This window comes from Aquabacterium sp. (assembly GCF_029946005.1).
Lineage (GTDB): Bacteria > Pseudomonadota > Gammaproteobacteria > Burkholderiales > Burkholderiaceae_C > Aquabacterium.
In genome coordinates, this window is the sequence record NZ_JAQSDR010000037.1 from 84,383 (window position 1) to 108,794 (window position 24,412).

The 24,412-nt window shown below is 62.6% G+C and carries 20 protein-coding genes; 4 read left to right on the forward strand and 16 right to left on the reverse strand.

The window, feature by feature from the left end; all coding sequences use genetic code 11:
* Positions 1-282: 282 nt before the first annotated feature.
* Together PSV38_RS17955 and PSV38_RS17960 are read right to left on the reverse strand one after the other, a co-directional pair.
* Positions 283-1,545, reverse strand: a complete 1,263-nt coding sequence (locus PSV38_RS17955) for a Shedu immune nuclease family protein (RefSeq protein ID WP_300549848.1) — start codon at positions 1,543-1,545, stop codon at positions 283-285.
* A gap of 435 nt (positions 1,546-1,980) precedes the next feature.
* The gene (locus tag PSV38_RS17960; protein ID WP_300549850.1) at positions 1,981-2,628 is read right to left on the reverse strand and encodes a CPBP family intramembrane glutamic endopeptidase; all 648 of its coding nucleotides are present in this window, start codon (positions 2,626-2,628) and stop codon (positions 1,981-1,983) included.
* Positions 2,629-2,709: 81 nt separating this feature from the next.
* Here PSV38_RS17960 and PSV38_RS17965 point away from each other — a divergent pair, with 81 nt between their 5' ends.
* On the forward strand, positions 2,710-2,958 hold the full coding sequence (locus PSV38_RS17965) for a hypothetical protein (RefSeq protein ID WP_300549852.1): 249 nt from the start codon (positions 2,710-2,712) through the stop codon (positions 2,956-2,958).
* Positions 2,959-2,997: 39 nt separating this feature from the next.
* Positions 2,998-5,337, forward strand: a complete 2,340-nt coding sequence (locus PSV38_RS17970; protein ID WP_300549854.1) for a cache domain-containing protein — start codon at positions 2,998-3,000, stop codon at positions 5,335-5,337.
* Between the two features lie 7 nt (positions 5,338-5,344).
* Here the strand turns inward: PSV38_RS17970 and PSV38_RS17975 are convergent, their stop codons facing one another.
* Both PSV38_RS17975 and tsaE read right to left on the reverse strand, forming a co-directional pair.
* Positions 5,345-6,826, reverse strand: a complete 1,482-nt coding sequence (locus PSV38_RS17975) for an N-acetylmuramoyl-L-alanine amidase (protein WP_300549857.1) — start codon at positions 6,824-6,826, stop codon at positions 5,345-5,347.
* A complete protein-coding gene (gene tsaE / locus PSV38_RS17980) occupies positions 6,819-7,271 on the reverse strand; it encodes a tRNA (adenosine(37)-N6)-threonylcarbamoyltransferase complex ATPase subunit type 1 TsaE (RefSeq protein WP_300549859.1) in 453 nt (150 codons plus the stop codon). The genes PSV38_RS17975 and tsaE overlap by 8 nt, the downstream gene beginning before the upstream one ends.
* 171 nt (positions 7,272-7,442) lie before the next feature.
* Here tsaE and queG point away from each other — a divergent pair, with 171 nt between their 5' ends.
* A complete protein-coding gene (queG, locus tag PSV38_RS17985; protein ID WP_300549981.1) occupies positions 7,443-8,540 on the forward strand; it encodes a tRNA epoxyqueuosine(34) reductase QueG in 1,098 nt (365 codons plus the stop codon).
* Here the strand turns inward: queG and PSV38_RS17990 are convergent.
* Positions 8,504-9,481 (reverse strand): NADPH:quinone oxidoreductase family protein, encoded by a 978-nt coding sequence (locus PSV38_RS17990; RefSeq protein WP_300549861.1) that lies wholly within the window; start codon positions 9,479-9,481, stop codon positions 8,504-8,506. The two genes, queG and PSV38_RS17990, sit on opposite strands and share 37 nt — an antisense overlap.
* Positions 9,482-9,512: 31 nt before the next feature.
* The gene (locus PSV38_RS17995; protein WP_300549863.1) at positions 9,513-10,427 is read right to left on the reverse strand and encodes a neutral zinc metallopeptidase; all 915 of its coding nucleotides are present in this window, start codon (positions 10,425-10,427) and stop codon (positions 9,513-9,515) included.
* Positions 10,428-10,532: 105 nt separating this feature from the next.
* Between PSV38_RS17995 and nadB the strand changes: the two genes are divergently transcribed.
* The gene (nadB, locus tag PSV38_RS18000; RefSeq protein ID WP_300549865.1) at positions 10,533-12,170 is read left to right on the forward strand and encodes an L-aspartate oxidase; all 1,638 of its coding nucleotides are present in this window, start codon (positions 10,533-10,535) and stop codon (positions 12,168-12,170) included.
* A gap of 18 nt (positions 12,171-12,188) precedes the next feature.
* On the opposite strand, the gene PSV38_RS18005 is transcribed toward nadB, so the two are convergent.
* The 10 genes from PSV38_RS18005 to PSV38_RS18050 all read right to left on the reverse strand — a co-directional run bounded on the left by PSV38_RS18005 (position 12,189) and on the right by PSV38_RS18050 (position 24,410).
* Positions 12,189-12,473 carry a late competence development ComFB family protein gene (locus tag PSV38_RS18005; RefSeq protein ID WP_300549867.1) on the reverse strand — a complete coding sequence of 95 codons (285 nt, stop codon included), beginning with the start codon at positions 12,471-12,473 and terminating at the stop codon, positions 12,189-12,191.
* Between the two features lie 117 nt (positions 12,474-12,590).
* Positions 12,591-13,499, reverse strand: a complete 909-nt coding sequence (gene nadC, locus PSV38_RS18010; RefSeq protein WP_300549870.1) for a carboxylating nicotinate-nucleotide diphosphorylase — start codon at positions 13,497-13,499, stop codon at positions 12,591-12,593.
* Positions 13,500-13,524: 25 nt separating this feature from the next.
* A complete protein-coding gene (gene nadA / locus PSV38_RS18015; protein WP_300549872.1) occupies positions 13,525-14,646 on the reverse strand; it encodes a quinolinate synthase NadA in 1,122 nt (373 codons plus the stop codon).
* An 88-nt stretch (positions 14,647-14,734) separates the two neighbouring features.
* Positions 14,735-15,457 (reverse strand): phosphatase PAP2 family protein, encoded by a 723-nt coding sequence (locus PSV38_RS18020; protein ID WP_300549875.1) that lies wholly within the window; start codon positions 15,455-15,457, stop codon positions 14,735-14,737.
* A 1-nt stretch (position 15,458) separates the two neighbouring features.
* Positions 15,459-17,270 (reverse strand): glycosyltransferase family 39 protein, encoded by a 1,812-nt coding sequence (locus PSV38_RS18025; RefSeq protein WP_300549877.1) that lies wholly within the window; start codon positions 17,268-17,270, stop codon positions 15,459-15,461.
* 32 nt (positions 17,271-17,302) lie between these two features.
* Positions 17,303-18,334, reverse strand: coding sequence for a glycosyltransferase family 2 protein (locus PSV38_RS18030; RefSeq protein ID WP_300549879.1), 1,032 nt, complete (start codon positions 18,332-18,334; stop codon positions 17,303-17,305).
* Between the two features lie 34 nt (positions 18,335-18,368).
* Positions 18,369-19,397 carry a hypothetical protein gene (locus PSV38_RS18035; protein ID WP_300549881.1) on the reverse strand — a complete coding sequence of 343 codons (1,029 nt, stop codon included), beginning with the start codon at positions 19,395-19,397 and terminating at the stop codon, positions 18,369-18,371.
* Between the two features lie 153 nt (positions 19,398-19,550).
* Positions 19,551-20,960: a TIGR03013 family XrtA/PEP-CTERM system glycosyltransferase gene (locus PSV38_RS18040; RefSeq protein ID WP_300549883.1), complete on the reverse strand. Its 1,410-nt coding sequence runs from the start codon at positions 20,958-20,960 to the stop codon at positions 19,551-19,553.
* A 209-nt stretch (positions 20,961-21,169) separates the two neighbouring features.
* Positions 21,170-22,168: a polysaccharide deacetylase family protein gene (locus PSV38_RS18045; protein WP_300549885.1), complete on the reverse strand. Its 999-nt coding sequence runs from the start codon at positions 22,166-22,168 to the stop codon at positions 21,170-21,172.
* Positions 22,169-22,250: 82 nt separating this feature from the next.
* A complete protein-coding gene (locus tag PSV38_RS18050; RefSeq protein WP_300549886.1) occupies positions 22,251-24,410 on the reverse strand; it encodes an XrtA/PEP-CTERM system-associated ATPase in 2,160 nt (719 codons plus the stop codon).
* Positions 24,411-24,412: the final 2 nt, after the last annotated feature.

Here is a 24,412-nt window from a genome sequence, read left to right on the forward strand (position 1 = left end):
CACTGTGAGTAAGCACAGCGGGGAAGCCAACACAGGCAGTGGGACCGAATGTCAGCTTGCCGATGCCTGCGGTCAGCAGGCTTGCGGGCCACGACCGGCTCCTGCCGCTGCACACCTGCTGTCCGGCGATGAAGGCTGCTTGCGGCCATCCATTCGCCGCTGTTGAGCCGCATCTGAGACCAAAAGCGATCACACGAGATCGGCAAAGCCGATGTCCGCTGCACGGCTCTGACCGGTCACGCGTGGCACCCATTTGGGTGGGTCCATCGTGTCGAAGGCGGGCTATTCGACTTGCGGCGAAGCTGGTGCGGCGCTAAGAGCCGGGCCGCTGCGCAGTTGATCCAGTACCGCTTGAAGCCGCGCCAGCAGGTCATCGTAGGTGATGATGTCGGCGACACCTTTGGAATCGCGACGCAGCACTTCGAACTCGCGACGCTGAGCCTCGGACAGCGCGTGACTGCGCCCCATGATCACAATGCCGGAGGGGTTGATGATGCGAATCTTGAAACCTGCTGGCAGCTTCGCGCTTAACAATCGTGTCAAGTAGTCCTCGCCAGCTAACGACCACCGATTCAGATGCCTCAGGTAGTGAGTGACCTGACCCATTGCTCCGACTAAGTCGCGCATCGGCAGGTGGTGGTCGCGGTAACGCGCCGGCAGCATGATCGGCTTGCCCATGGGCTTCTTGATCTCGATAACGTCGACGTTGCCAGATGCGTCTACCAAGAGGATGTCGATGCGCCGCCAAGTGGAGGCATCAGCGTCCCATAGCCTGACCTCGGTGAAGGCCTTGATGTACCTGGGATTCAGGAGCAGGATGATCTCCACGATCTCCAATTGCCACTGCGCCTCCGAAGTCCCGGCCTCGTTGGTCAGCATGGCCTGTAGCCTGTCCAGAGCGAAAGCGTACTTGGCAACGTCGAAATCGATAAAGGGGGCCTCTAGATTTGGAGCGGTCGCTGTAGTGCGCTGATCGACATAGGCATTTAACAACGCTTCGGCATCGATTTTCGGTTCGGTGTACTGGCGAATCACAGTGCCGACGCGCGCCTGGACATAGCGTCGCAGTTCGTGCGGCGTCGGGAACTGGCCCAGCAGCCGCTCGTATTCCGGGATCGGGATAGCGTCCGAATCGGGGCCGCCGATGACGATACGCTCAAGTCCGAGGCTTTGAATGACGCCGAGGATGGACACCTTGCGCTCAGCGCTGAACCATTTCCAGTCTGGCCGCGCATCCCGATGCAGGAGGACCGGCGTCTCAAAGCCAAGGATCTCTGGCTTGAAGCGGAAGTACTCGCCTTCTGCCCTCGCGATGGCAAACACCAATCGATCGTCGTCTAGCCGCGTGATGTCATCGTCATCGTCGGTGGCATCGGCGGCCGCTTCCTCGACTAGGTCCTGCGACGTGAGGTGAAACGTGCCTTTCACCAGCAGTTCATCGCCGCGTCCGAACATTTCGCGAACCCAACTGGTGTTGTCGCGCGGGCGGTAGACGAGGTGGAGTTCGTTATCGGAGATGTCGAATTCAACAGCAGGCTTAGTCATGGTCGATCTTGGAAGGGGGCGCTTCATTGCGTCCAAAATGTCGATGTCGCTGCGGTCACCAGGGAGGGCCGCAGACAAAGGACAGATGCGCTGAACGGTGTTCGGCTAGTCCGTGTAACGAATCAACAGTCGTCGGCGCGCGGTACAAGTGCCAAGCGTCGAGGTGGCCGGCGGTCTGCCAGATGGTCGGCCGCTCAAGTCCTAGCAGCCGCGTTGGCCCTAGCGACAACTTTTATGCAGACCTGCATGAAATCTTCGAAGTGTAGGGCCTCACCCATCAAGATTTGATTCTCGAGCATGTCCGCATGGCAGCACCTACCGTTCGCTGGCGCGCAGCCAACGACGGACAGCAACCGCTGCACAGCGGTCTGTGCCCGCAGGTTGCCTCGTGACAGCAATTAGTCGCTTCCGACCAGTCACCCCTCCCCAGCGCTGTCATCTGCCCAAAGCAGGATAAGTAAAGAAAATGAAGTGCGTCGCATTGACCGCAAAGTGCGTCACCACCGCAGCCTCCACGCGACGGGTCTTGGCGTACACCCCCGCATAACCCAGCCCGGCGAGTGTGGCAAACGCCATGTAAAGCGGCCCGCCCCCCAGATGCGCCAGTCCGAACAAGGTGGCAGACACGAGGATGGGCAAGAAAATCAGCCCCGGTCTGTGCGCGAGGGCGCGCGTCAGCCGCTCCTGAATCAGCCCACGAAAGAACGCCTCTTCAGCCACGCAGGTAAAGAACAAGTTGACGAACAGGAAGGTCGGCGCAAACGGCGGCAGTGCGGCGCCCAGCTTGGGTTCGAAGCGCACCTGGCCGGCCAGCCAAGCCGCCCCAATCGCCGCGGCCGCGGTGGCCACAGCGGCGACCAGCGTCGGCGCCACGGCAGCGCGCGCATCTTGCCAGGAGGCGAGGCGGGGCGCCAAACAGGCCAGTAGCAACAGGCCGACGCTGCCCTTGTCGAAATTGGCGTACAGCGTGAATGGCACCGCATCTGGGGTCGTGCGCACGGCGTTGACCAGCAAGGGGTTGTGAAAGCCGGGCAGCACATGCACTGCCAAGGCCAAGCCCAGCCCTCCTGCGGCCCGGTCCATGCCCCGGCTTGCTGCTGGCGCGTTTCCAGGCTCGCGGCCTTCAAGCAAATGCCCGTCATCACAAAGAGTGCCACGACTGCAGTGGCGGTCAACACCCCAGCGACGCAACCCGCCACCATCGCGGCCGAGAACAAGATCATCCAGGGCGCAAGCAGCAGTCCCTTGTTGCCAGGAAATGCCTTGGTGGGCCACCATGCCGAAGCGATGGCGCACGCGAGCAATGCAAAAGTGATGAACATGGGCCATTGTCGGGGATCAGGTTTCGTGTGCATCTTTGCTGCTGAATCGCAGATGCAACAACGGTGGCGCGGATGCACGCGCACGAACTGAGGGACACTGCCTGCCTGGCGACCTGGAGCACGGTACGACATGAACACGGCGGACAGCGAACTGGACGACCCCGACAAAACGGTGGTGGCGCCAGCCTGCCCGCAGGACGACGACCAGACTCGCATCGATCCGCATTGGCCCAAGGGCACCAGCGTGCCCGTCGCGCAAGCGCCCGCCCCACCACGCCCCGCGCAGACCGGGAGCACCGCCCTGGCCTTGCCAGCAGGCTTTCGCCTGCACGAATACCGCATCGACCGCGTGCTGGGCCAAGGCGGCTTCGGCATCACCTACCTGGCCACCGACGTCAACCTGAACTCGCGCGTGGCCATCAAGGAGTACCTGCCCGAAGAGATCGCCTTCCGTGCCTCAGGCAAGACGGTGTCGGCCCATTCCACGCGCCACCGAGAGCGCTACCAGAACGGGCTGGACAGCTTCCTGATCGAGGGCCGCACGCTGGCCACCTTCCGCCACCCCAACATCGTGCGCGTGGCCCGCTTTTTTGAAGCCCACCAGACCGCCTACATGGTGCTGGAATACGAGCGCGGCAGCCCGCTCAAGGCATGGTGGCCCAAGCACGCCAACAAAGGCGAGAAGGCGCTGTCCCTCCTGCTACAACCCTTGCTGGACGGCCTGTCGGTGGTGCACGCGGCGGGTTTCCTGCACCGCGACATCAAGCCCGACAACATCCAGGTTCGGCGCGGGGATGGCTCACTGGTCCTGCTGGATTTCGGGTCGGCCCGGCAGGCGGTGGGTGCCTCCGACCAGGCCGATATCGCAGTGACACCCGGCTACGCGCCCATCGAGCAATACGAGGACGGTCACCAGGGCGCCTGGACCGACATCTACGCTTTCGGGGCCACGCTGTATTGGCTGGTCACGGGCAAGAAACCGCCCGATGCGCTGGACCGCCAGATGGCCCCGCAAGACCCGCTGGTGCCTGCCCTGCAAGCCGGTGAGGGTCGTTTCAGCCCGCAATTCCTGGGCGCCATTGATTGGGCACTGCAGATGGACCCGACGCAGCGGCCGCAGGACATCCAGTCCTGGCGCCGTGCCCTGTTCGCAGCCCACGCCTCCAGCATGGGCCTGCAAGAGGCCTTGCGCGCCGGTGATGCCGCGCATCACCTGGACCTGCCCGGCTGGGCCCTGATCAAGAAATCACCCCATCTTTTGAAAGCGCGCCTGGGTGTGTACCTGCGTGGGGCGACCTCGCCTTCGTCTTGGCCCCTGGCGCTCAAGATGACGCTGGCCATGGTGCTGACCGCGCTCATGCCGATGATGATCACGGCCTACTACAACCACCACGCCAGCCTGGCCACGGTGTCTGCCAGTGAACTGCAGAACCTGGAGCACCTGGCCCGAAGCACGGCCGGGCGCTTGTCGCAGTTGATCACCGACAGCCAGAACCAGGCGCGTGCCATGGGCAACGACGCCGACTTTGTCGAGTTCCTGGCCCAGCCGCTGGCGGCCCGCCAACCCGCCATCAAGGCCAAGGTGGACGCGCTGGTCCGCTCCAACCCCGACATCCACCTGATCATGGTGATGGACACGGCGGGCACGGCCGTGGTGTCCAGCGATGCCGCGGTCATGGGCAAGAACTTCAAGTTCCGCGAATACTTCAAGGCGGCCATGGCGGGGCGTCCACACGTCACCGGCATCGTGGTGGGCGCGGTGACGGGCACGGCGGGCATGTTCTTCGCCTACCCGGTGTTCGACGAAAGCCGCCAGGTGATCGGCGCGGTGGTGTTGCGCCTGAAAGCGACCTCGGTGGTGTCCATCCTCAACGAGGCCCAGGAGGATTCGGTGCGCGAACCCTTCCTGGTCGATGGCGATGGCATCTTGCTGTACCACCCCAACGCGACTTTGCTCTACAGCAGCCTGGACACCCTGCCCGCCGCCAAGGCGGCCGAGATTCGCGCTGATCAGCGCTTTGCGCGCGACCACATTGACAGTCTGAACATGCCAGCCTTGGCCAAGGTGATGGTGGGTGCTCAGGACGTGGGCCACGTTGACTATCGCTCTACCGTGTCGAACAGCCAGGAGATCGCGGGCTACGCGCCCGTCAAGGGACACAACTGGGTGGTGGGCGTGGGCGAATCACAAGCACTGTTCGAAGCGCCACTCAAGCGCCTGTTCACGCAATTGCTGTGGAGTGTGGGCCTGGTGGGCTTGCTGTTCACGGCCTTGGCCTTGATGTTCGCCCGCACCATCGTGCAGCCCATCCGCGCCCTGACGCGCGCTGCCCATGCCTTGAAGAATGGCGACTACGAGGCCGCCAACCTCACGGTCAAGACCCAGGACGAGATTGGCCACCTGGCGCGCACTTTCAATGTGCTGATCGACGTGCTGCGGCAGCGCGAACGCGAGCGCAAACACGATTGAAGCGCCCTCACAGAGCCCGGTTGCGCGCCATGGGCGGGTTCTTGGCGAAGTAGCGCTGAATGCCGGCCAGCAGGGCATCGGCCATCTTGGCCTGGTAGTCCTCGTCGCGCAGCTTGTTTTCTTCTTCCGGGTTGGAGATGAAGCCGGTTTCCACCAGCACCGAGGGGATGTCCGGCGCCTTCAACACGGCAAACCCTGCCTGCTCAACCTTGCCTTTGTGCAGCCGACCAATCTTGCCCAGGTTGCCCAGGAGGGCGCTGCCCAGCTTCAGGCTGTCCTTGATCTGCGCGGTGGTGGACATGTCCAGCAGCGCGCGCATCACCGTGGCGTCCTTGGCCTTGATGTTGACCCCGCCGACCAGGTCGGACGAGTTCTCTTTCTTGGCCATCCAGCGCGCGGCGGCGCTCGATGCGCCGTTCTCGGACAAGGCGAACACCGAGGCGCCCCGGGCCTGCGGGTTCAAAAACGCATCGGCATGGATCGACATGAACAGGTCGGCCTGCACGCGCCGGGCCTTGGTCACGCGCTCGTTCAAGGGCACGAAGTAGTCGGACTCGCGGGTGAGCATGGCCCGCATGCCGGGCTGGGCGTTGATGCGCGCACGCAGCAGCTTGGCGATCGACAGCACCACGTCTTTTTCATAGAGGCCACTGGGACCGACGGCACCGGGGTCTTCGCCGCCATGGCCCGCGTCCAGCGCGATGATGACCAGCCGCTGGGTGGATTGGCGAGCGTCTAGGCTGGCCAACTCGGGCGTGGATGCCTGGCGGTCGGCCTCGGCCAGGGCCTTGTCAGCGTTCTTGTCGGTGCCTTTGGACGGTGGTGTGGCGCGCGCCACCGCCTTGTCCGTGCTGCGTTGCCGCAAGTCGCCGATGAAGTCTCCCAGCGCGTCGTTGACGGCGTTGGCGGCCTGGTCAGACGCGCTGCTTTTGCCCAGGCCCGACAGGTTGATGGGCGCTGTGCTGTCCGGCGCTGAAGCACCGGCCTGGCTGGCGGCCGCTGGTGCGCTGGCCGCGTTCTGCGTGGCGGCAGATTGCAGGGCCAGCCGCGGGTCGGCCTCCACCGCTGCGTACAAATCGAACACCAGTCGGTGCTGGTAGGCGGCCACCGGCTGCAGGCTGAACACTTGTGGCTTGGCCGCTTGCTTGAGGTCGAACACCAAACGCACGATGTTGGGCTTGAACTGGCCGGCGCGCACCTTGGCGATGTAAGGGTCGTCGGCGCGCACCTTGCTGACCAGCTCGCGCAGCTGCATGTTCAGCTCCAGGCCTTCGATGTCCACCACCAGGCGCATGGGGTTGACCACCAGGAAGTGCTTGGCTTGCAAGGGCGTGTCGGATTCCAGCGTGACGCGGGTGTAGTCGGAGGCGGGCCACACGCGCACGGCCATCAGCTGCGCGCCATGGGCCAGCTCCATCGGGCCGAGCAGCAACACCAGGGCGCCTTGCGCACCCCGTGTCAGCAGTTGACGTCGGTTCAGGTCATCCATGGGGCACGCCCTCCTGAATCAATCGTGACAGCCACAGGGCGCCTTGCGCCGTGCCCGCTTCAACGCGCACCTGGCGCCGGTCTTCATCAACGGGTGTCAAATTCATCAGCAGATCGGCCTTGGGCAGCAGGCCAGCCGCCTTGTCGGGCCATTCCACCAGTTTCAGGCCCGCGCTGGCGAACAGGTCGCGAAAGCCAGCGTCTTCCCATTCCTGCGGGTCGTTGAAGCGGTAAAAATCAAAATGCCAGATGGCCATGCCGGGCGCTTCGTGCGGTTCCACCACCGCGTAGCTGGGGCTTTTGATGCGGCCTTCCACGCCCAGCGCGCGCAGCAGGTGGCGTGTGAAGGTGGTTTTGCCCGCGCCCAGGGTACCTCGCAACTCGATGATCGCGGACTCTCCGTTTTGCAGCGTCGGCTTCAAGATGTCTGCGCACTGACCGGCCATGGCGCTGCAAGCGTCTTCGTCAAGCCAGACAAAGTCGCCGCGCGTCGCCGATGGACTCGTGGGGTGGGGCGGGGGGCTTGTTAGGATCGTCACATGCGTCAGGAACTGCGGCCAAGCTTGTCAGAAGGCACTTCATCATTGGGTTTGGACCTGGATGAGGTGCTGACACGCTTGCGGGGTTGGGCCTCGGAGTTGGGATTTTCGCAGATTGGGGTCGCGGACGTGGACTTGTCAAGTGCCGAGGCCGGTTTATTGGCCTGGTTGGCGCGTGGTTTCCACGGTGACATGCACTACATGGCCGCCCATGGCCTCAAAAGGGCCCGTCCTGCGGAGCTTGTGCCGGGCACCGTGCGGGTGATCACGGCGCGCATGGACTACCTGCCGCAGACCACCCCCGAGGGTTGGCAGGCCATTGAATGGGCGCGCATGGGCCGCTCTTTGGACGCCACCGTGTCGGTCTATGCCCGGGGCCGCGATTATCACAAGGTGCTGCGCGCCCGGCTGCAAAGCCTGTCCGACCAACTGGCCGCGCACCTGGGGCCCTTTGGCCACCGCGTGTTCACTGATTCGGCGCCGGTGATGGAGGTCGAGCTGGCCAGCCGAAGTGGGCTGGGCTGGCGGGGCAAGCACACGCTTCTCTTGTCGCGCGAGGCAGGCTCCACGTTTTTCCTGGGCGAGATCTACGTGGACCTGGCCTTGCCCTTGACGGCACCCGAGACCGCGCACTGCGGTTCCTGTCAATCCTGCATGGACGTGTGCCCGACCCAGGCCATCGTGGGTGAACGCCAGGTGGATGCGCGCCGCTGCATCTCCTACCTGACCATCGAACACGGTGGTCCGATCCCGCTGGAGTTGCGCGCGCTGATGGGTAACCGCATCTACGGCTGCGACGACTGCCAGTTGATCTGCCCGTGGAACAAGTTTGCCCAGCGAGCCCAGGTGCCTGATTTTGATGCGCGCGCAGTGTTCGATGCGCCCACCTTGTTGCAGCTGTGGGCTTGGGACGAGGCGACGTTTCTGCGCACGATGGAAGGCAGCCCCATCCGCCGCATCGGGTTTTCAAAATGGCAGCGCAACATCGCCGTGGCCTTGGGCAATGCACTGCGGGCCACGGGCGACGAGGCGGTTCGCGCGGCATTGCAGCAGTGGTTGTCCAAGCCTCCGACAGGGGTAGACGCCGAGTTGGTGGGCGAGCACGTGCAATGGGCCTTGCAGGTGCCCGCTTGCCCGGATCATTCGTTCACCAGCACCACCTTGCCGCGCACCTGACGCGCGCCCATGAGCGCAAACGCTTCCTTGAGTTTCGACATGGGCAGCTTGTGCTCGATCAAGGGCTTGATCTTGCCCTCCTTGTACCAGGCCGCCAGCTGCATCAGGCAAGCCGCGTTGTTCTGCGGTTCGCGCTTGGCGAACTCGCCCCAGAACACGCCCATGATCGAGGCGCCCTTCAGCAAGGCCAGGTTCAAGGGCAGGGCCGGGATCGTGCCGTTGGCAAAGCCGATGACCAGGTAGCGGCCGCGCCAGCCGATCGATCGGAAGGCGGCCTCGGTCAGGTCGCCGCCCACCGGGTCATAGACCACATCGGGGCCTTTGCCACCGGTCAGCGTCTTCAACTCGTCGCGCAAATTGCCGGTGCTGTAGTTGATGGTCTCGTCGGCGCCCAATTGCTTGCACAGCGCGCACTTTTCATCGCTTGATGCGGCGGCGATCACCTTGGCGCCTGCGGCCTTGGCGATCTGGATGGCCGCGGTCCCCACGCCCCCTGCGGCACCCAGCACCAGCACGGTTTCCCCAGCCTTCAAGGCGGCGCGGTCCATCAGTGCGTGGTACGAGGTGCCATAGGTGCACAGGAACGCTGCCGCATCTTCAAATGAAAACGCGGGCGGCAGCGGCATCAGCATGGCGGCCGGTGCCACCGTGTGGGTGCCAAACCCGCCCGTGCCGGCAAAGCCTGCCACCGAGGTGCCCACCGCCAGGTGCTTGACGCCTTCTCCCACCGCTTCGACCACGCCCGCGAACTCGGCGCCGGGCACAAACGGTGGATTGGGCTTCATCTGGTACTTGCCCTGCACGATCAGCAGGTCGGGAAAGTTCAGGCTGGCGGCCTTGATGGCCACGCGCACTTCGCCCTTGCCAGGCTCAGGCGTCGGGGCTTCTTTCCAGGTCAGGGCATCGACGCCGGTGGGGTTGTCGCAAATCCAGGCTTGCATGGGTGGTGTCTCCTCGGTCTATGCCTTGTCGTCAAACAGGCTGTTTGGTGAAGGTGTTGCATTGGTTGATCTCGCCGCTTTCAAAGCCCCGCTTGAACCAGCTCACGCGCTGTTGGCTGCTGCCATGGGTGAAGCTCTCCGGCACCACCTGGCCTTGTGATTTGCGCTGCAGCGTGTCGTCGCCAATCTGCGATGCGGCATTCAGCGCTTCTTCGATGTCGCCCGCCTCAATGATCTGGCGCGAGCGCTGAGCATGGTTGGCCCACACGCCCGCAAAGCAATCGGCTTGCAATTCAAGGCGCACGCTCATGGCGTTGTACTGGGCTGTGCTCAGGCGACCGCGCGCCTCGTCCAGCTTGGCCGAGGTGCCCAACAGGTTCTGAACGTGGTGGCCCACCTCATGGGCGATGACGTAGGCTTGGGCAAAGTCGCCGGGCGCGCCCAGGCGCTCGCGCAGGGTGTCGTAAAAGGCCAGATCGACGTAGACCTTGTGGTCGGCCGGGCAGTAGAACGGGCCCATGGCCGATTCGCCCCGGCCGCAAGCGGTGGTGGTCGCGCCGCGAAAAATCTTCAGCTTCGGGTTCTCGTAGGTGCCGCCGGCTTGTTTGAAGATTTCGCCCCAAACGTCTTCGGTGTCGGCCAGCACCGTGGCCACAAACTGCACCTGCGGGTCCTGGCTTGGCCCTTGCGGCGTGGTCGGGGCCGTGGGGTCGCTCACTTGTGACGGGGGTGGGTTGGTCAGCGCGCCACTACCGCCACTCAGCATGCTGAGCACCGTCATGGGGTTGATGCCCAGAAAATAGCTCGCCACCAAGGCAATGGCCACGGTGCCCAAACTCAAGCCGCCGCCGCCGATGGAGAAGCCCTGTCGGCCTCCACCACCATCCGAGGCCTCGTCTCGTGCGTCTTCGACGTTGTCGCTTTGGCGGTTGCCTTTCCAGCGCATGGTTTAACTCCGAAAGTGAGGCCGCCAAAAAGGGCGGTGCGTGGGAATGGTAGCAGTGACTAAAATGGGCGATTGACCGCCTTTGCGACCTCGTCGCCCATTTGCATGCCAGACCAACTTTCGGCCTCACAACTCCCCGTCGTCATCATCGGCGCGGGCCTGGCCGGTCTCACCGTGGCGCTGCACCTGGCCGAGACGCAACCCGTCATCGTCCTGGCCAAGCGCCAGCTGGAAGAAGCCGCCACCGCCTGGGCGCAGGGCGGCATCGTCGGCGTGCTGGGCAACGATGACAGCATCGGCTCCCACGTTCGGGATACCCAGGAGGCTGGCGCGGGTTTGGTCGATGAACACACGGCCGAGTTCATCGCCCGCCACAGTGCCCGCGCGGTGCAATGGCTGGTCGAACGCGGTGTGCCGTTTTCAGCCGACCCAGAAGGCCCCCTTGGCTTGCACCTGACCCGCGAAGGTGGCCACGCCGTGCGCCGCATCGCCCACGCGGCCGATGCCACCGGCAAAGCCATCCACGATGTCCTCCTGGAAGAGGTTAAGCGCCATCCCAACATCAGCATGCGCGAACGCTGGATGGCGGTGGACCTGATCACCGACCGGCACCTGCGCAAGGGCGGCGCCACCTCCGCCAACACGCAACGCTGCCACGGCATTTACGCGCTCGACATCGAAACCCAACGCGTTGAAACACTGGCGGCCTCGGCCGTTGTGCTGGCCACTGGCGGCGTGGGCAAGGTCTACCGCTACACCAGCAACCCCGACACCGCCACCGGAGACGGCATCGCCATGGCCTGGCGGGCGGGCTGCCGGGTCGGCAACATGGAATTCATCCAGTTCCATCCGACTTGCCTGTACCACCCACAAGAGCGCAGCTTCCTGATCACCGAGGCAATGCGCGGCGAGGGCGCCATCCTGCGCCTGCCCGATGGCACCCGCTTCATGCCTTCGCATGACGAGCGCGGCGAACTGGCCCCGCGCGACATCGTCGCCCGCGCCATCGACTTCGAGATGAAAAAGCACGGCCTGGACCACGTCTGGCTTGACGCCACGCACTTGGGCGAGGCCTTCCTCAAAGAGCACTTTCCGACCATCCACGCGCGCTGCCTGACCTTGGGCATCGACATCGCCAAGCAGTTCATCCCGGTGGTGCCTGCTGCGCACTACACCTGTGGTGGCGTGGTCACTGACCTGCAAGGTCGCACGGATTTACCGGGCCTGTATGCCGTGGGCGAGACCACTTACACCGGCCTGCATGGTGCCAATCGCCTGGCCAGCAATTCCTTGCTGGAGTGCGTGGTGCTGGGCCGCACTTGCGCGGACGACATCCAGGCTCAGCAGCCTCCAGAAGGTCCGGCTTTGCCCGGGTGGGACGAAAGCCAGGTGTCCGATGCCGATGAAGAGGTCGTGATCTCGCACAACTGGGACGAGCTGCGCCTGGTGATGTGGAACTACGTGGGCATCGTGCGCACCACGCGCCGCCTGGAGCGCGCGTTGCACCGCATCAAGCTGCTGCGCAGCGAGATCGACGACTATTACGCGGCCTTCCGTGTCAGCCGCGATTTGCTGGAGCTGCGCAACCTCGTTGACTGTGCCGAGCTGATCGTGCGATCGGCCCTGTCGCGCCAGGAAAGCCGCGGCCTGCATTACAGCCGCGACTACCCGCGCACCTTGCCAGTCAGTTTCCCCACCATCCTGAGCAAGAAGCCCAAGAAGCGCGACGCCTGGTTGCCGTGACTTTTCGGGTTTGAGCCTTCAGCGTCGCGCCCGCATCGCGAATCGCGCCTGCACGAACTCGCAGGCATAGCGCACAGCGTCGGCAATGGCGATCTCGTTGTCGGCCCGCTCTTTCTCGGTCAGGTAGAAAGCCAGGTCGACCTCGTGGCGGATGTAGCGCGTGGGCAAATGATTGAGCGCCACGCAGGCCACGTCCGGCAATTGCTCTTCGGTCAGCAGGGGGTATTGGTGGGCGATGTCCACCACGGCCTCGAAGACCTGGCGTTCAAAATAGTTGCGAAGCGATGAGAAATCGGCAGGCATGGGCGGCCTCGTGCTTGAAGATCCGCCCAGTTTGTCTCATGCGGCTGGTTTGAAAACGCCTTGGCGGCCCTCGCAAGCCCGGGCTTTGTGCACTATGCCCGCCGCCGGGCCCTCAGCTCAGGTGCCCAGGCGCTCCAGCACGCGCAATGAGAAGTCCACGGCCTTGACGTCCTTGGTCAGCTTGCCGATCGAGATGCGGTCCACGCCGGTGCTGGCGATGCCGCGCAGCTGGTCCATCGTCACCCCGCCCGAAGCCTCCAGCAGAGCCTGCCCTTGAGTCAGCTCCTGATTGACGGCGACGGCTTGGCGCATCAGGGCCAGGTCGAAGTTGTCCAACAGGATGCTGACGGCGCCAGCACTCAAGGCTTCGCGCAGCTGGGCCAAGGTCTCAACTTCGATCTGGATGCTGATCTGCTCACGCAAAGGCTGGGCTTGCGCAGCCACCAGCGCCTGTGCATTGCGCAGCGCGTTCGTCACGCTGCCAGCGGCCGCGATGTGGTTTTCCTTGATCAGGATGCCGTCGTACAAGGCCAGGCGCTGGTTGGCACCGCCCCCCACACGCACAGCGTACTTCTGCGCCAGGCGCAGGCCGGGCAGGGTCTTGCGCGTGTCCAGCACCACGCAGCCGCGTGGGTTGGGCGAGGCACCTTCGATGGCCTGCATGTGAACGTGCGTCAAGGTGGCCACGGCCGACAAGGTCTGCACGAAGTTGATGCCAGGGCGCTCGGCAGTCAGCAGCGCGCGCGCGTCGGCCTCGATCAGGCAGACCTCTGTGTCGGGGGCCATCAAGGCGCCTTCTTCATAAGCCCAGGTGATCAAGGCCTTGGGATCGAGCTTGAACAGGCAACCTTCGAACCAGTCGCGACCGCACAGCACCGCTTGTTCGCGCACCAGCAGGCGGGCCTTCACGCGCTGGCCAGCGGGGACCAGTTGCGCGGTCCAGTCGCACACGCCCACGTCTTCGAACAGCGCGTCGCGGATGTTGCGCTCACGCGCCTCGGTCAGGGTTTCGTTGTGGTCGAACATGGTGATGCAAGCAGGGCGCGGCTTATCAAGCTGCGCCAATGTTGGGGACAAAGCCTTGTGCGGGTTTTTGAATGGCGGCAGGATGGCGAGCCACGAAATCGAGCATGCGGTCGATGCAACCATGCGCCTTGACGCGGATGGCCTCGTCGACCATCACCTCGCCGCTGCCTTTTTCCAGGCAGTCGAGCACGCCTTGCAGGGCGTTCATGGCCATCCAGGGGCAATGCGCGCAACTCTTGCAGGTGGCACTGTTGCCCGCGGTGGGCGCCTCGATCAGGCTTTTGGTCGGCGCCAGCTGGCGCATGCGGTGCAGGATGCCGTTGTCCGTGGCCACGATGAAGGTTTGCGCACTGGATTCGACCACGGCTTTGAGCAATTGCGAGGTCGAACCCACCACGTCGGCCAGGGCCACCACGCTCTCGGGCGATTCGGGGTGCACCAGGATAAGGGCCTCGGGGTATTGCTCGCGCATCAGTTGCAGTTCGACGCCTTTGAACTCGTCGTGCACGATGCACTCGCCGTTCCACATCAGCATGTCGGCGCCAGTCTGGTTCTGGATGTAACGGCCCAGGTGGCGGTCAGGCGCCCACAGCACTTTTTCGCCTTGCGCCTTGAGGTGGCTGACGATGGCCAGCGCGCACGAACTCGTCACCATCCAGTCGGCCCGTGCCTTCACGGCGGCGCTGGTGTTGGCGTAGACCACGACCTTGCGGTCCGGGTGAGCATCGCAGAACTGGGCGAAATCGTCGGCCGGGCAGCCCAGGTCGAGTGAGCAAGTGGCGTCCAGGTCGGGCATCAGCACGCGCTTTTCAGGACTCAGAATCTTGGCCGATTCACCCATGAACTTCACACCGGCCACGATCAGGGTCTTGGCTGCATGGTCGCGCCCGAAGCGCGCCATCTCCAGCGAGTCGGACACGCAGCCACCGGTTTCCAGGGCCAGGTCTTGCAGGTCGCCATCGACGTAATAGTGGGCCACCAGCACGGCCTCGCGTTCCACCAGCAATTGCTTGATGCGCGCCTTGGTGGCTTCGCGCTGCAGGGGGCCCAGGGTCGCGGGCACCTTGGCCCAGGCGTGCGCTGTGCAACTGGCGCCAGTGGCGTCTTGGCGGGTGTAGTCGTAGACGACGGACTCGGGAGAACTCATGGTCGGCAATCTATCGTGCGCGGAAAAAGGGAATCACGGAGCGAACCGGCATGCTAGCCCAGATGGCGCTGGGCGCGGGCGGTTGAGGTCATTGAGGGCGGCGCCTTCGGCGTTCCAGCGCCGCGACAATCTCGCAGGGTATCCAGACCGCGTAAAACGAAAAAATGATGTCGCTCAGGAAGTGTCCGCCCTGCATCATGCGGCCAAGGCCGATCAGGCTACCCATGAACAGCCCAATGAGCAGCCAGCGGCGGCGCCACACAGGGCCCGCTGTCAGCCCCAGGCTCAGCAGCCAGAATCCGGTGGCGGCATGGCTGCTGACAAAACTGCGGTGAGTCGTGGCATCGGCCCCTTGCTGAAACACACCGTGAAAAGGCTGATCGCCCCCAAATTCGGCCACTTGCACAGGGCGAGGTCGCCCCACTGTGTTCTTGAACCAGACCTCCACCACCAATCCGGGCCCCAGCACGCCGCAAAGCACCGCCACCGCTGCCATGCGTCGCCACGGACCCCGGCATTGCACTGCGAGTTGTTCCCGGCCCTGCCAGCGCAGCAGGCGGGCCAGCAGTGGGCCCAGCAAGGCCAGGATCAACATCCCCGCGAGGATGGCTCGGCCGATCAGCGGCGTCCAGTGGTAGGACGCCTGCACCAGGGCATTTTGCGCATGGATGAAACCCAGGCCGGGCGTGTAGAGGTGCCCGGTCACCATCACGTCAATGCTGGGCACCTTGGCGAAGGCTACCGCGCAGAAGAAGAGCGCCCCCCACAGCCAGCGAACTTCTTTGCCCGCACGGTCACGTTCAATCGCCACGTTACTCATCACTGCTGGGGGTGGCGGCGCCGCTTTGCTCCAGGTATGACTTCTCGTCATAGCCCAGAAAACCGCGCAGGAAGAACACATGCAGCGCCAAATTGCGGTCAATGCCCGTGGGCACCACGACACTCTTCATTTCGCGAACGATGGCAAAACGTTGAAGGATGGCCTTGGGGTTGGCCTCGTCGGTCACCAGCACCATGTCCTGCCCCACCTTGTTGCCCAGGCTTTGAGTGAGCTCGTAATGGTTCGTCTGCAGGTTTTTAGGGTTCCACGCCACCAACTTCGGATTGAACCGGCGCCAGTGGTAAGCCGTCTGGCTCAGCAGCAGGCGTTTGTCGGCCAGCACGGGCAGGCCGGCGATGGTGGGTTCCTCCATGACGGGGGCCAGTTGGTCAAACGCTTCCTGCCAGCCGCGCATGCGCACCAGGATGTCGTACTTCGAAGACAGGCTGTCGCCCCCGATGTCTTTGGCGTGCAGCACCAGGCTGGTCAAGACCAGGTTGCTGATCAGAACCACCGCCAGCCACTTGTTGGGGCGCGGCGCCGCCAAGGGGACCAGCGGCTGACTCAAACGCGAGGCCGCCAACATGGTCAGGCCGATCATGGCCGGGGCGGCCCAGTTGACATGGGCGTCGGCGTAGAAAGCCTGCGCCAGCGCCACCAGCAGCAAAGGAATGCTCAGCGCCCACAAGAAGCGGTAGGACGACATGGACGCCAGGTAATAAGCCGAAGTGCGGATGGCCTGAGGGCGGCCATCACCAGTGGCCGCATCGCGCGCACCCGGCATGTTCAACTGGCTGGGTGGCAATACGGGGCTGGATGAGCGCCATTGGCTTGGGGGCATCATCTGGCTGGACGCAGCCCATTGGCTGGGTGGAATCGAGGCATTGCCCAAATTGGTGGCCTGCTGCTTGAGCAGCCACAAGGCAGCCAGCACCGTGACCGGGCCCAGCATCAGAATCTGTCCCAGTGCGAACGTGATCATCGGGAGCAAGCCACCATGGCGGCCGGACTGCGCGGTCAACTCGGCGGTGTGGTGAAGAGTCGGGAAGCCGTGTTGGGCATTCCACCAGAGATTGGGCGACACGATGATCATCGCGACCACCAAAGCGGCCCAGGGGCCGACGCGCAGCAAGCCGCGCTTGGGGCCATGCACGCCCCAAAGTGCCCACACGGCGGTCAGACCAAAGGCGGCCATGGTGTATTTGTCCATGATGCCCACGCCGACGACGGCGCCGCACAGCACCCACAGGCCCAGCCGGTTGGTCACCTGTGCTCGCCAAAGGGCCCAGGCTGCCAGCGTCCAGCACAACATCAACGGGCCGTCCGTGCTGGCCACCAGGCCCAGCAAGCCCACCACGGGGGTAGTCAGGAACAAGGCGCCTGCGACCATGCCAGTGCGCACACCGCTGCTGGTGGGCCAAAGGGCACGCGCCAGGCCCACCATGGCCACTGCGGTCAGTGGGTAGACCAGGATGGACAGGGCCTTGACACCCAGCACGCCAGACCCAAACAAGCTGGTGCTCAGTCCGACCAGGCCAGCGATCAGTGGAGGCTTTGAAAAATAACCCCAACTCAAATGCCGCGACCAATCCCAGTACTGAGACTCGTCAAAGAACAAGGAGATGCCACTGTGAGTGATCACCCAGAAGCGGTAGAGCGTCAAGACCACGGCCAGCGCCAACAATTTCCACATGCGCGGTCCCCACAGCCGAGGCCAGCGCTGACCCGATGGTCGGACGGGTGGGGCCATGGCGGCGGGCTTGTCCTGCGCGTCGGTCGCTTGATCAGACGTCTCTGTGTTCATGGTCGATGAGGCAAATGTGATTTGGACAGGCCTTAGGCCTGACGATGCCAGCCCTGATCGGGGGCCTGGGCCGGCGCTTCAGTCGTGTGATACGGGGCCACTTCGCCCCGATCGTAATAGATTCGGATCAGCAGTTCGGCCAGCACGCCTGTGGTCAGAAACTGTAGTCCACCCAACACGCAGAAAAATCCGAGCCAGAGTAACGGTCGCCCACCGATGTTGTTACCCAACATCTTGAGCACGCCCAGGTAGCCCAGGATCAAACTGCCAATCAAGCCCACGCCGAGCCCGACCCCGCCAAAGAAATGTCCGGGGCGACCGGCAAAGCGCAGGAAAAAATTCACCGCCAGCAGATCCAGCACGACGCGCAGGGTGCGCGAAATACCGTACTTGGATTCACCTTGCGTTCGGGGATGGTGGCTGACCACCAGCTCGGACATGCGGGCTGGCGAAGTCACTGTGGCCATCCAGGCGGGAATGAAACGGTGCATTTCACCGTACAGGCGCACACGTTTGAGCACGCTGGCTCGGTAAGCCTTCAAACTGCAGCCCAGGTCCTGGAACTCCAGCCCGGTGATCTTGCGGATCAGGCGATTGGCAATTCGTGAAGGCACCTTGCGCAAGAAAAAGCCATCCTGGCGGTTCTGGCGCCAACCCGCGACCAAGTCCAGATCCTCCGTCACCAGCTTGGCAACAATGGCTGGGATGTCCTTGGGGTCGTTTTGCAGGTCACCGTCCAGGGTCACGATCACATCGCCTCGGGACGTGTCAATGCCCGCCTGCATCGCGGCGGTCTGGCGGAAGTTTCGCCACAAATGGACGGGGCGAACGTGAGGGCCGCGAAGCTTGGCCTGGGCATCCAGGGCTTGCTGGGTGCCATCGCGGCTGCCATCGTTGACGATGATGAGCTCCCAGGGCCAGGCGTAGGTAGCCAAGGCCTCGTGGACAGCATTCACAAAAGGCACGACGTTGTCCACCTCGTTGTACATGGGTACGACGATGGACAAGTGATGGTCTGGCACAACAGGCAGGGGGGCGACGAAGGGTGTCGACACTGAACTCATGAACACGCTTTCTAACAAACTAAAACGATCTTGCTCAGCCGGGATGACGCGGGGGCAAATCCCCTTGTATCTTGGTTTTTCCAAAGGATCTGGGTAACAAAGCCGCCACGCACGCCGCGCAGACCGCGCAAATTAAAAAGCAAACATGCAGCGCCAGGGCGGCGCCAACGACATGCGCCAACAGGGGTGACTCGCGTTCCAGCAGTGCTGCCACGCCGGCCCATACCCCTGCTTCATAAGTGCCAAAGCCGGCGGGTCCTTGAATAGGAAAGATGGCTGCCAATTCGCCCCCCAGTGCGCCACCCCAGGCCACAGGCCAGCTGATCTGGCTGATGGCGCTGAGCAACGTGGCGCCGGCTGCCAGCTTGAGCATCCAGTTGGCCAGGGTCAGCCCCCAGGCGGCAGGCCGATGGTGAGAGGGTTCCAGCATGGCGGCTTTGAGTTTGAGGGCCAAGTTGTGCCATCCGGCTGTCGCAGCCTGGTCTCCTGGGGATGCCAGGTTCAACAGCCGCTTCAACAACCACCACGCGCCGTGCCAGCAAAGGACCAGTCCCAGCAGGCCCGCGATCCTGGCAACCAAGGTCAGACCGGGCCACAAGGCCAATCCCAGGCCCGCCAGCACCGCCACGTCCTGAAGGCGCATCCACATCAGGCAAACCAAGGCGCGCGACATTGGCAGCCTCAACTCGCGGGCGGCCAACCAGGGGAAACTCAATTCGCCGGCGCGCATGGGTAACAGGTTCACCGCGGCGTTGTGCAGCAGGATCACTCGCAGGGCGTCGGTCCTCAAACCCAGCCACCGCTGGGGGGGCGCATGGTGGGTGTCCAGGCCGAGGACCACCTGCAGTCGGGCGCCCCGCAAACCATAGCTGAGCAGCAGGCCGCACAAGGTGAGCAACCAGATGGTGATCGAGGGTCTGTGAATGGCCTCAATGACCGGCGCGATGGGTGTGTTTGACAAAAGCCAGCCCAACAAGGCCATTCCAAACGCCCAGGCCAATGCCAGCTTCATTCGCGAACGGGGCTTGGCGGGGGTGATGGGCGCTTCTTGAAAATCTGTCACAAGAGGTTGGAGGTTACTGCCCAGTGCAGGCCGGGCAGCCTTCTATTGTCCCGCATCTCGGGAGTTCGCTGCCGATCAAGCGGCGGCAAAAACGGCAATGGCGCACCCGAGGGTGCGCCATTGCTCAACTGAACATGTCGGTTCAGTGAGCGTTCACTGCGAACCTTCGCGGAAAATCACCACGCTGACCGTTTCGAACAGGATCAGCAAGTCCAGGAACAAGGAGTTGTTCTTCACGTAGTACAGGTCGTACTGATGCTTGTGCAGCGCATCTTCAAGGGATGCACCGTAGCTGTACTTGACCTGGGCCCAACCTGTCACGCCCGGCTTGACGCTGTGGCGGATGTCGTAAAATGGGATCTGTTGCTTGAGCTGCTCGACAAAAGTGGGGCGCTCGGGGCGCGGCCCCACCATGCTCATCTCGCCCTTGAGCACACTGAGGATCTGAGGCAGTTCGTCGATGCGGGTTTTGCGGATGAAAGCGCCAACGCGGGTCACTCGCGAATCGTTCTTCTTGGCCCACACGGCCACGCCGTCTTTTTCAGCGTCGGTGCTCATGCTGCGGAACTTCAGGCACATGAAGATCTTGCCGCCCAGGCCTACGCGCTCCTGGCGGTAAATGATCGGGCCTTCGCTTTCCAGCTTGATGGCCAACATCGTGATCAGCATGATCGGCGAGGCCAACAACAGCAGCACAGACGAACTGACGATGTCGAACAAGCGTTTGATGGCGATGCGGGTGCGATTCTGGGCAAAGCCCTGGCCGTAAACGAGCCAGCTGGCCTTCAAGCTGTCAACCGGCACTTCGCCGGTTGTTTGCTCGTAAAAAGCGGCCAGGTCCAGGACTGGAATGCCCTGAATGCGGGCAGACAGCAGTTGATCCATCGGCACGCTGCCGCCACGTTGCTCTTTCACGGCCACAATGATCTGGTTGATCTCATGGCTTTGAATGATGTCTTTGATCGACAAGGCTGTGGAGAAGATGTTGAAGCGCTTGTCGGTGACGCCATGGTCGGCTTCTCCGGCGGGATAAAAACCGATCACCGAATGGCCTTGGACGCGGCGTGCCTTCAAGTCGGAGGCGACGGAGTGCGCTTCCTTGCCTGTGCCGACAATCAAGATGCGTTGCTGCACGAAGGCGCTGCGCCACGAGGTCATCAGGTAACCGCGCACCACCACCAAGCCAAAAACCAGATAGGCCGTGGCGAACCCCATGAGTTGGTACGCCTGAGTGCCATCCAGCATGGTTTTGATGGCCAACTGATAGGCAATGGGGGCGCCCAGCAGGCAACCCAGCAAAGCGCGGCCCAATTTGGCACGCGGGGTCTTGCGCTCAGAGCCTTCTCGGTAAACGCCCAGCAAACCGCAGTGCAGGGGCATCACGAAAGCAAAGCCCAAACCTGCCCACAGGGCAGTGGACATGCTAACCAGATCGGGGGATGTCCCCGTCATGTGCATGAAGGTCATGACCCCCAACACGATTGCCAAAAAACTGGTCAGGCTGTCCGCCAATAACTCGGACAGCGTCGCGATGGAAATGTGATGCTGGAAGACCCGGAACATTTGGTGCGCCTCTCAAGACCGAGCAAATCGTGCAGCTATGCAACAACTTGCCTAACCCGTAATTATTTGTAATGCGCGATTATGGTCATACCGGCGGCTTGAAATAATCCTCCAAACGAGGGGGGGGCCCTAACTCAAGGGGGTTAGTGGGCAATACCGTGAAAAATTGATAAATGCACTGATCTGAGTCAAGGCGAGGTAGCCGGGCGTCAGTCCAAATTGGGCGCGGTCAGGGGATGTTGACCTGTCATGGCATTTTTAAGCAGGCGCATGACCAAGCGCTTTGGGTTATCGTCCCAAGGCGAAAATCGCGGCAATTGGTAGCGGTCGCAGGATTTCGTGGCGACACCCCAGGCGGTTGATACGGCAGAGTGGTATCCCAGCTCCCGGACAAGCTTTACGTGCTCAGGGCCGTAGTCACGAACGGGGCGGCCATTGGGGTAGGCAAAAATCAGGGGCTCCTGGCCAATCACGTCGCCCAGCAGGCGCCGATTTTGGGCGATGTCTTGCCGCGCGCTGTCCAGGTCAATTCGATTCAGGATCGGGTGTGTGTGGGTGTGGCCACCAACGGTCATCCCCTGCGCCGCGAGGTGGCGAATTTCCTCGTCGGTCATCATGAGGCGCGGACGCAGTTTGCCAGGTGCCGCGGTTTCCCACACGCGCAGACAGGCTTGTTCTCTTTCCTGAAACGGTAGATATTTGACGGCGCTCAATATTTTCTCGGCGCAGCCTCGCCTGGAGGTCATGTCTTGCACGGGAAGTTGACCCAATCCGAGCCAATTCAACTCAAGTGCCGAGGATTGGCAGGCCCTCAGTGCTTCAATGATGATGTCATTGAACATGAGTCCGTCATTGATGTAGCCGCTGCAGATGAAAAAGGTGGCCTTCAATCCATGGCGCTGCAGTATTGGCAGGGCAATGGTGTAGTTGTCTTGGTAGCCATCGTCAAAAGTGATGCTGAGCGCACGAGCGGGCAGGGTGTCGCGCTCCAGGCGTTCAAGTGCTTCTGGCAGAGGCAGTACATTGAAACACTCGGCCAAAACCGCCATGTGCCTGGCAAATTTTCGAGCATCAACCTGGTCGCTGGACAGCAATGGGTCGATGTCCGGAGGCACGCGGTGGTAGGTCAGGATGGTGAGATTGCCATTGCTTCCTCCCGGCGACACAAGTCTTCCTGCAGCGCGGAACAATGGCGTGACAGCGGTCATTTCCTGGAGATCCTTCGCTCAGTGGCGGTGCCTGCCATTGACAGTTGCATTCATCATATCGATACGTACACCTAAAGTGGTATTAGAACCCGGCTTGTTGTTCAAGTGGCAAAGGTGTTGTCTCGTCTGTTCGATCCAAATTGCAAATACCCTTGGTCTTGATCCAGGTCAACAGGTGTTCGGCCATTCTGGTGGAAGTCTGCCCATCCCAAAACTTGGGCAGCCGTCCCTTCTTTCCTCCCCCACGCAAGATTTCAGCCACCGCTCGGCTGATCACGCTGCTGTTGTGACCCACTGCGATGTTGGTGCCCTGTTCGACCGTAATGCGCCGCTCCGTGAAGTTGTGCAGCGTCAGGCAGGGAATGCCCAGGATGGTGGCTTCTTCCTGAACCGTGGATGAATTGGTCAGGATGCAGGCCGAATGGCCCAGCAAGCCAATCATCTTATGGTATGGGATCAGGGGCAGCGCCATGATGTGCCCTTCGTGGGCGATTTGCAGCAAACCCAGGTGGTCCAAGCAAGCGCGCGTGCTGTCGTGCATTGGCCAGATCAACGGGATGTCCTTGCTGACCATGCGCAAGATGCCCACCAGGCTGGCCAACTCTTCCGGGTTGGTGACTTTGTCCAGTTGCTGGAGGTAGACCACCCCCACGCCACTTTTGCTTTTCAGGATGTCGGTGGGCTGATTGAGCTGACGCAGGGTGTACTTGGGTTGGGATGCTTGCGGCAGCATGGCGCGGATGGCGTCCATCAGCAGGTTGCCCACGAACACCACGCGGTCAGCCGGGATGCCTTCTCTGGCCAGGTTGTCGTGCGCCACCCACTCCGAGGTGAACAGCAACTCGCCCATGTGATCGCACATCATCCCGTTGACTTCTTGGGGACGAGAGCGGTCGAAGCTTCGCAGTCCGGCTTCCAGGTGGATGATGGGGATCCCATGCCGCTGCGCGGCCAGACTGCCTGCCAGCGCCGTGTCGTCTCCGGCCTGAACGATGATCGCCGCTGGACGATGTTGCTCGAACAACTGATCGAGTTGTTGCAAGGTGGCCGCCAGGTGGGTCAGGCCATTGCCCGCCGGGAGGCGCAACCGGTAGTCCGGGTTGCGCAATCCCAGGTGTTCCGACCAGTCTTGAGTCAACTCGAAGTGGCCTGGCGTGTCGATGTGCAAGAGCCTTGCGGGCGGCAAGTCAGCGCGGCAACTCAATGCTTTGAGCAAAGGTGATGCACGCAGGCAACCCGTGCGCGAGCCCGTGAGGCACAGCAGAAACGGCGTGTTCGGCTTGGCCTCGGGGTTGATGGAGGGTGCCACCCAACTTTGACTGGGAACTGGTCCGTCCAGCCCCTGGGTCAGCGTTGGAATGGCTGATTCCTTCAACGCAAGGCTGGTGTTGGCCGAGGCGGACGCGCCGGTGTTGCTGAGCACAGGCTCACCAATTTCTGAGCGTATTTCCTGGGCGATTCGAGACACACTGGCGGCCGAGATGTCGTGTTCGCCTGCCAGAAATGCAGCGAGCAGCACCCGGTTGCACAGTAAGTTGATGCGTCGGGGAATGCCCGAGGTCCATTCATAGAACTCGTCAAAGGCTTCGGCGCTGATTTGCGGATTGTCGGTCCAGCCGACTTTGTGCAAACGATGCTCAATGTAGCGGCGCGTCTCGTCACGGTCCATGGGACCAAGGTGGTAAGACGCGATCACCCGTTGCCGCAGTTGCTCCAGCGAGCGTGACAGCAACATGGTGCGCAACTCAGGCTGCCCGATCAGAAAGCTTTGCAGCAGAGCCTGGTTGCCAAACTGGAAGTTCGACAGCATGCGCAGTTCTTCAATCGCATCTCGGCTGAGGTTTTGGGCTTCGTCCACAATCAGCACTGCCCGCTTCTGCTGTGTCGCCAGCAGCGTCAGGTAGGCCTCCAGTGTGGAGATCAGATCGGCTTTGGTGTTGCCTTTGCACGGGATGCCAAAAGCGGCGATCGATGCTCTCAACAGATCACCGGCCTCCAGTTGGGTACTCACCAGCTGGGCCGCCACGACCTTTTCGGTGTCGATGTCGTTGAGCAGGGTGCGTACCAGGGTGGTCTTGCCGGCGCCGATGTCGCCCGTGATGACGATGAAACCTTCGGCTTGGTACAGGCCAAATTTCAGATAGGACAGCGCGCTGCTGTGACCTTTGCTGTCGAAGTAAAAGCTGGGATCCGGGTTGAGCAGGAACGGCGCGCCGGTGAATCCGAAGTGTTTTTCGTACATGG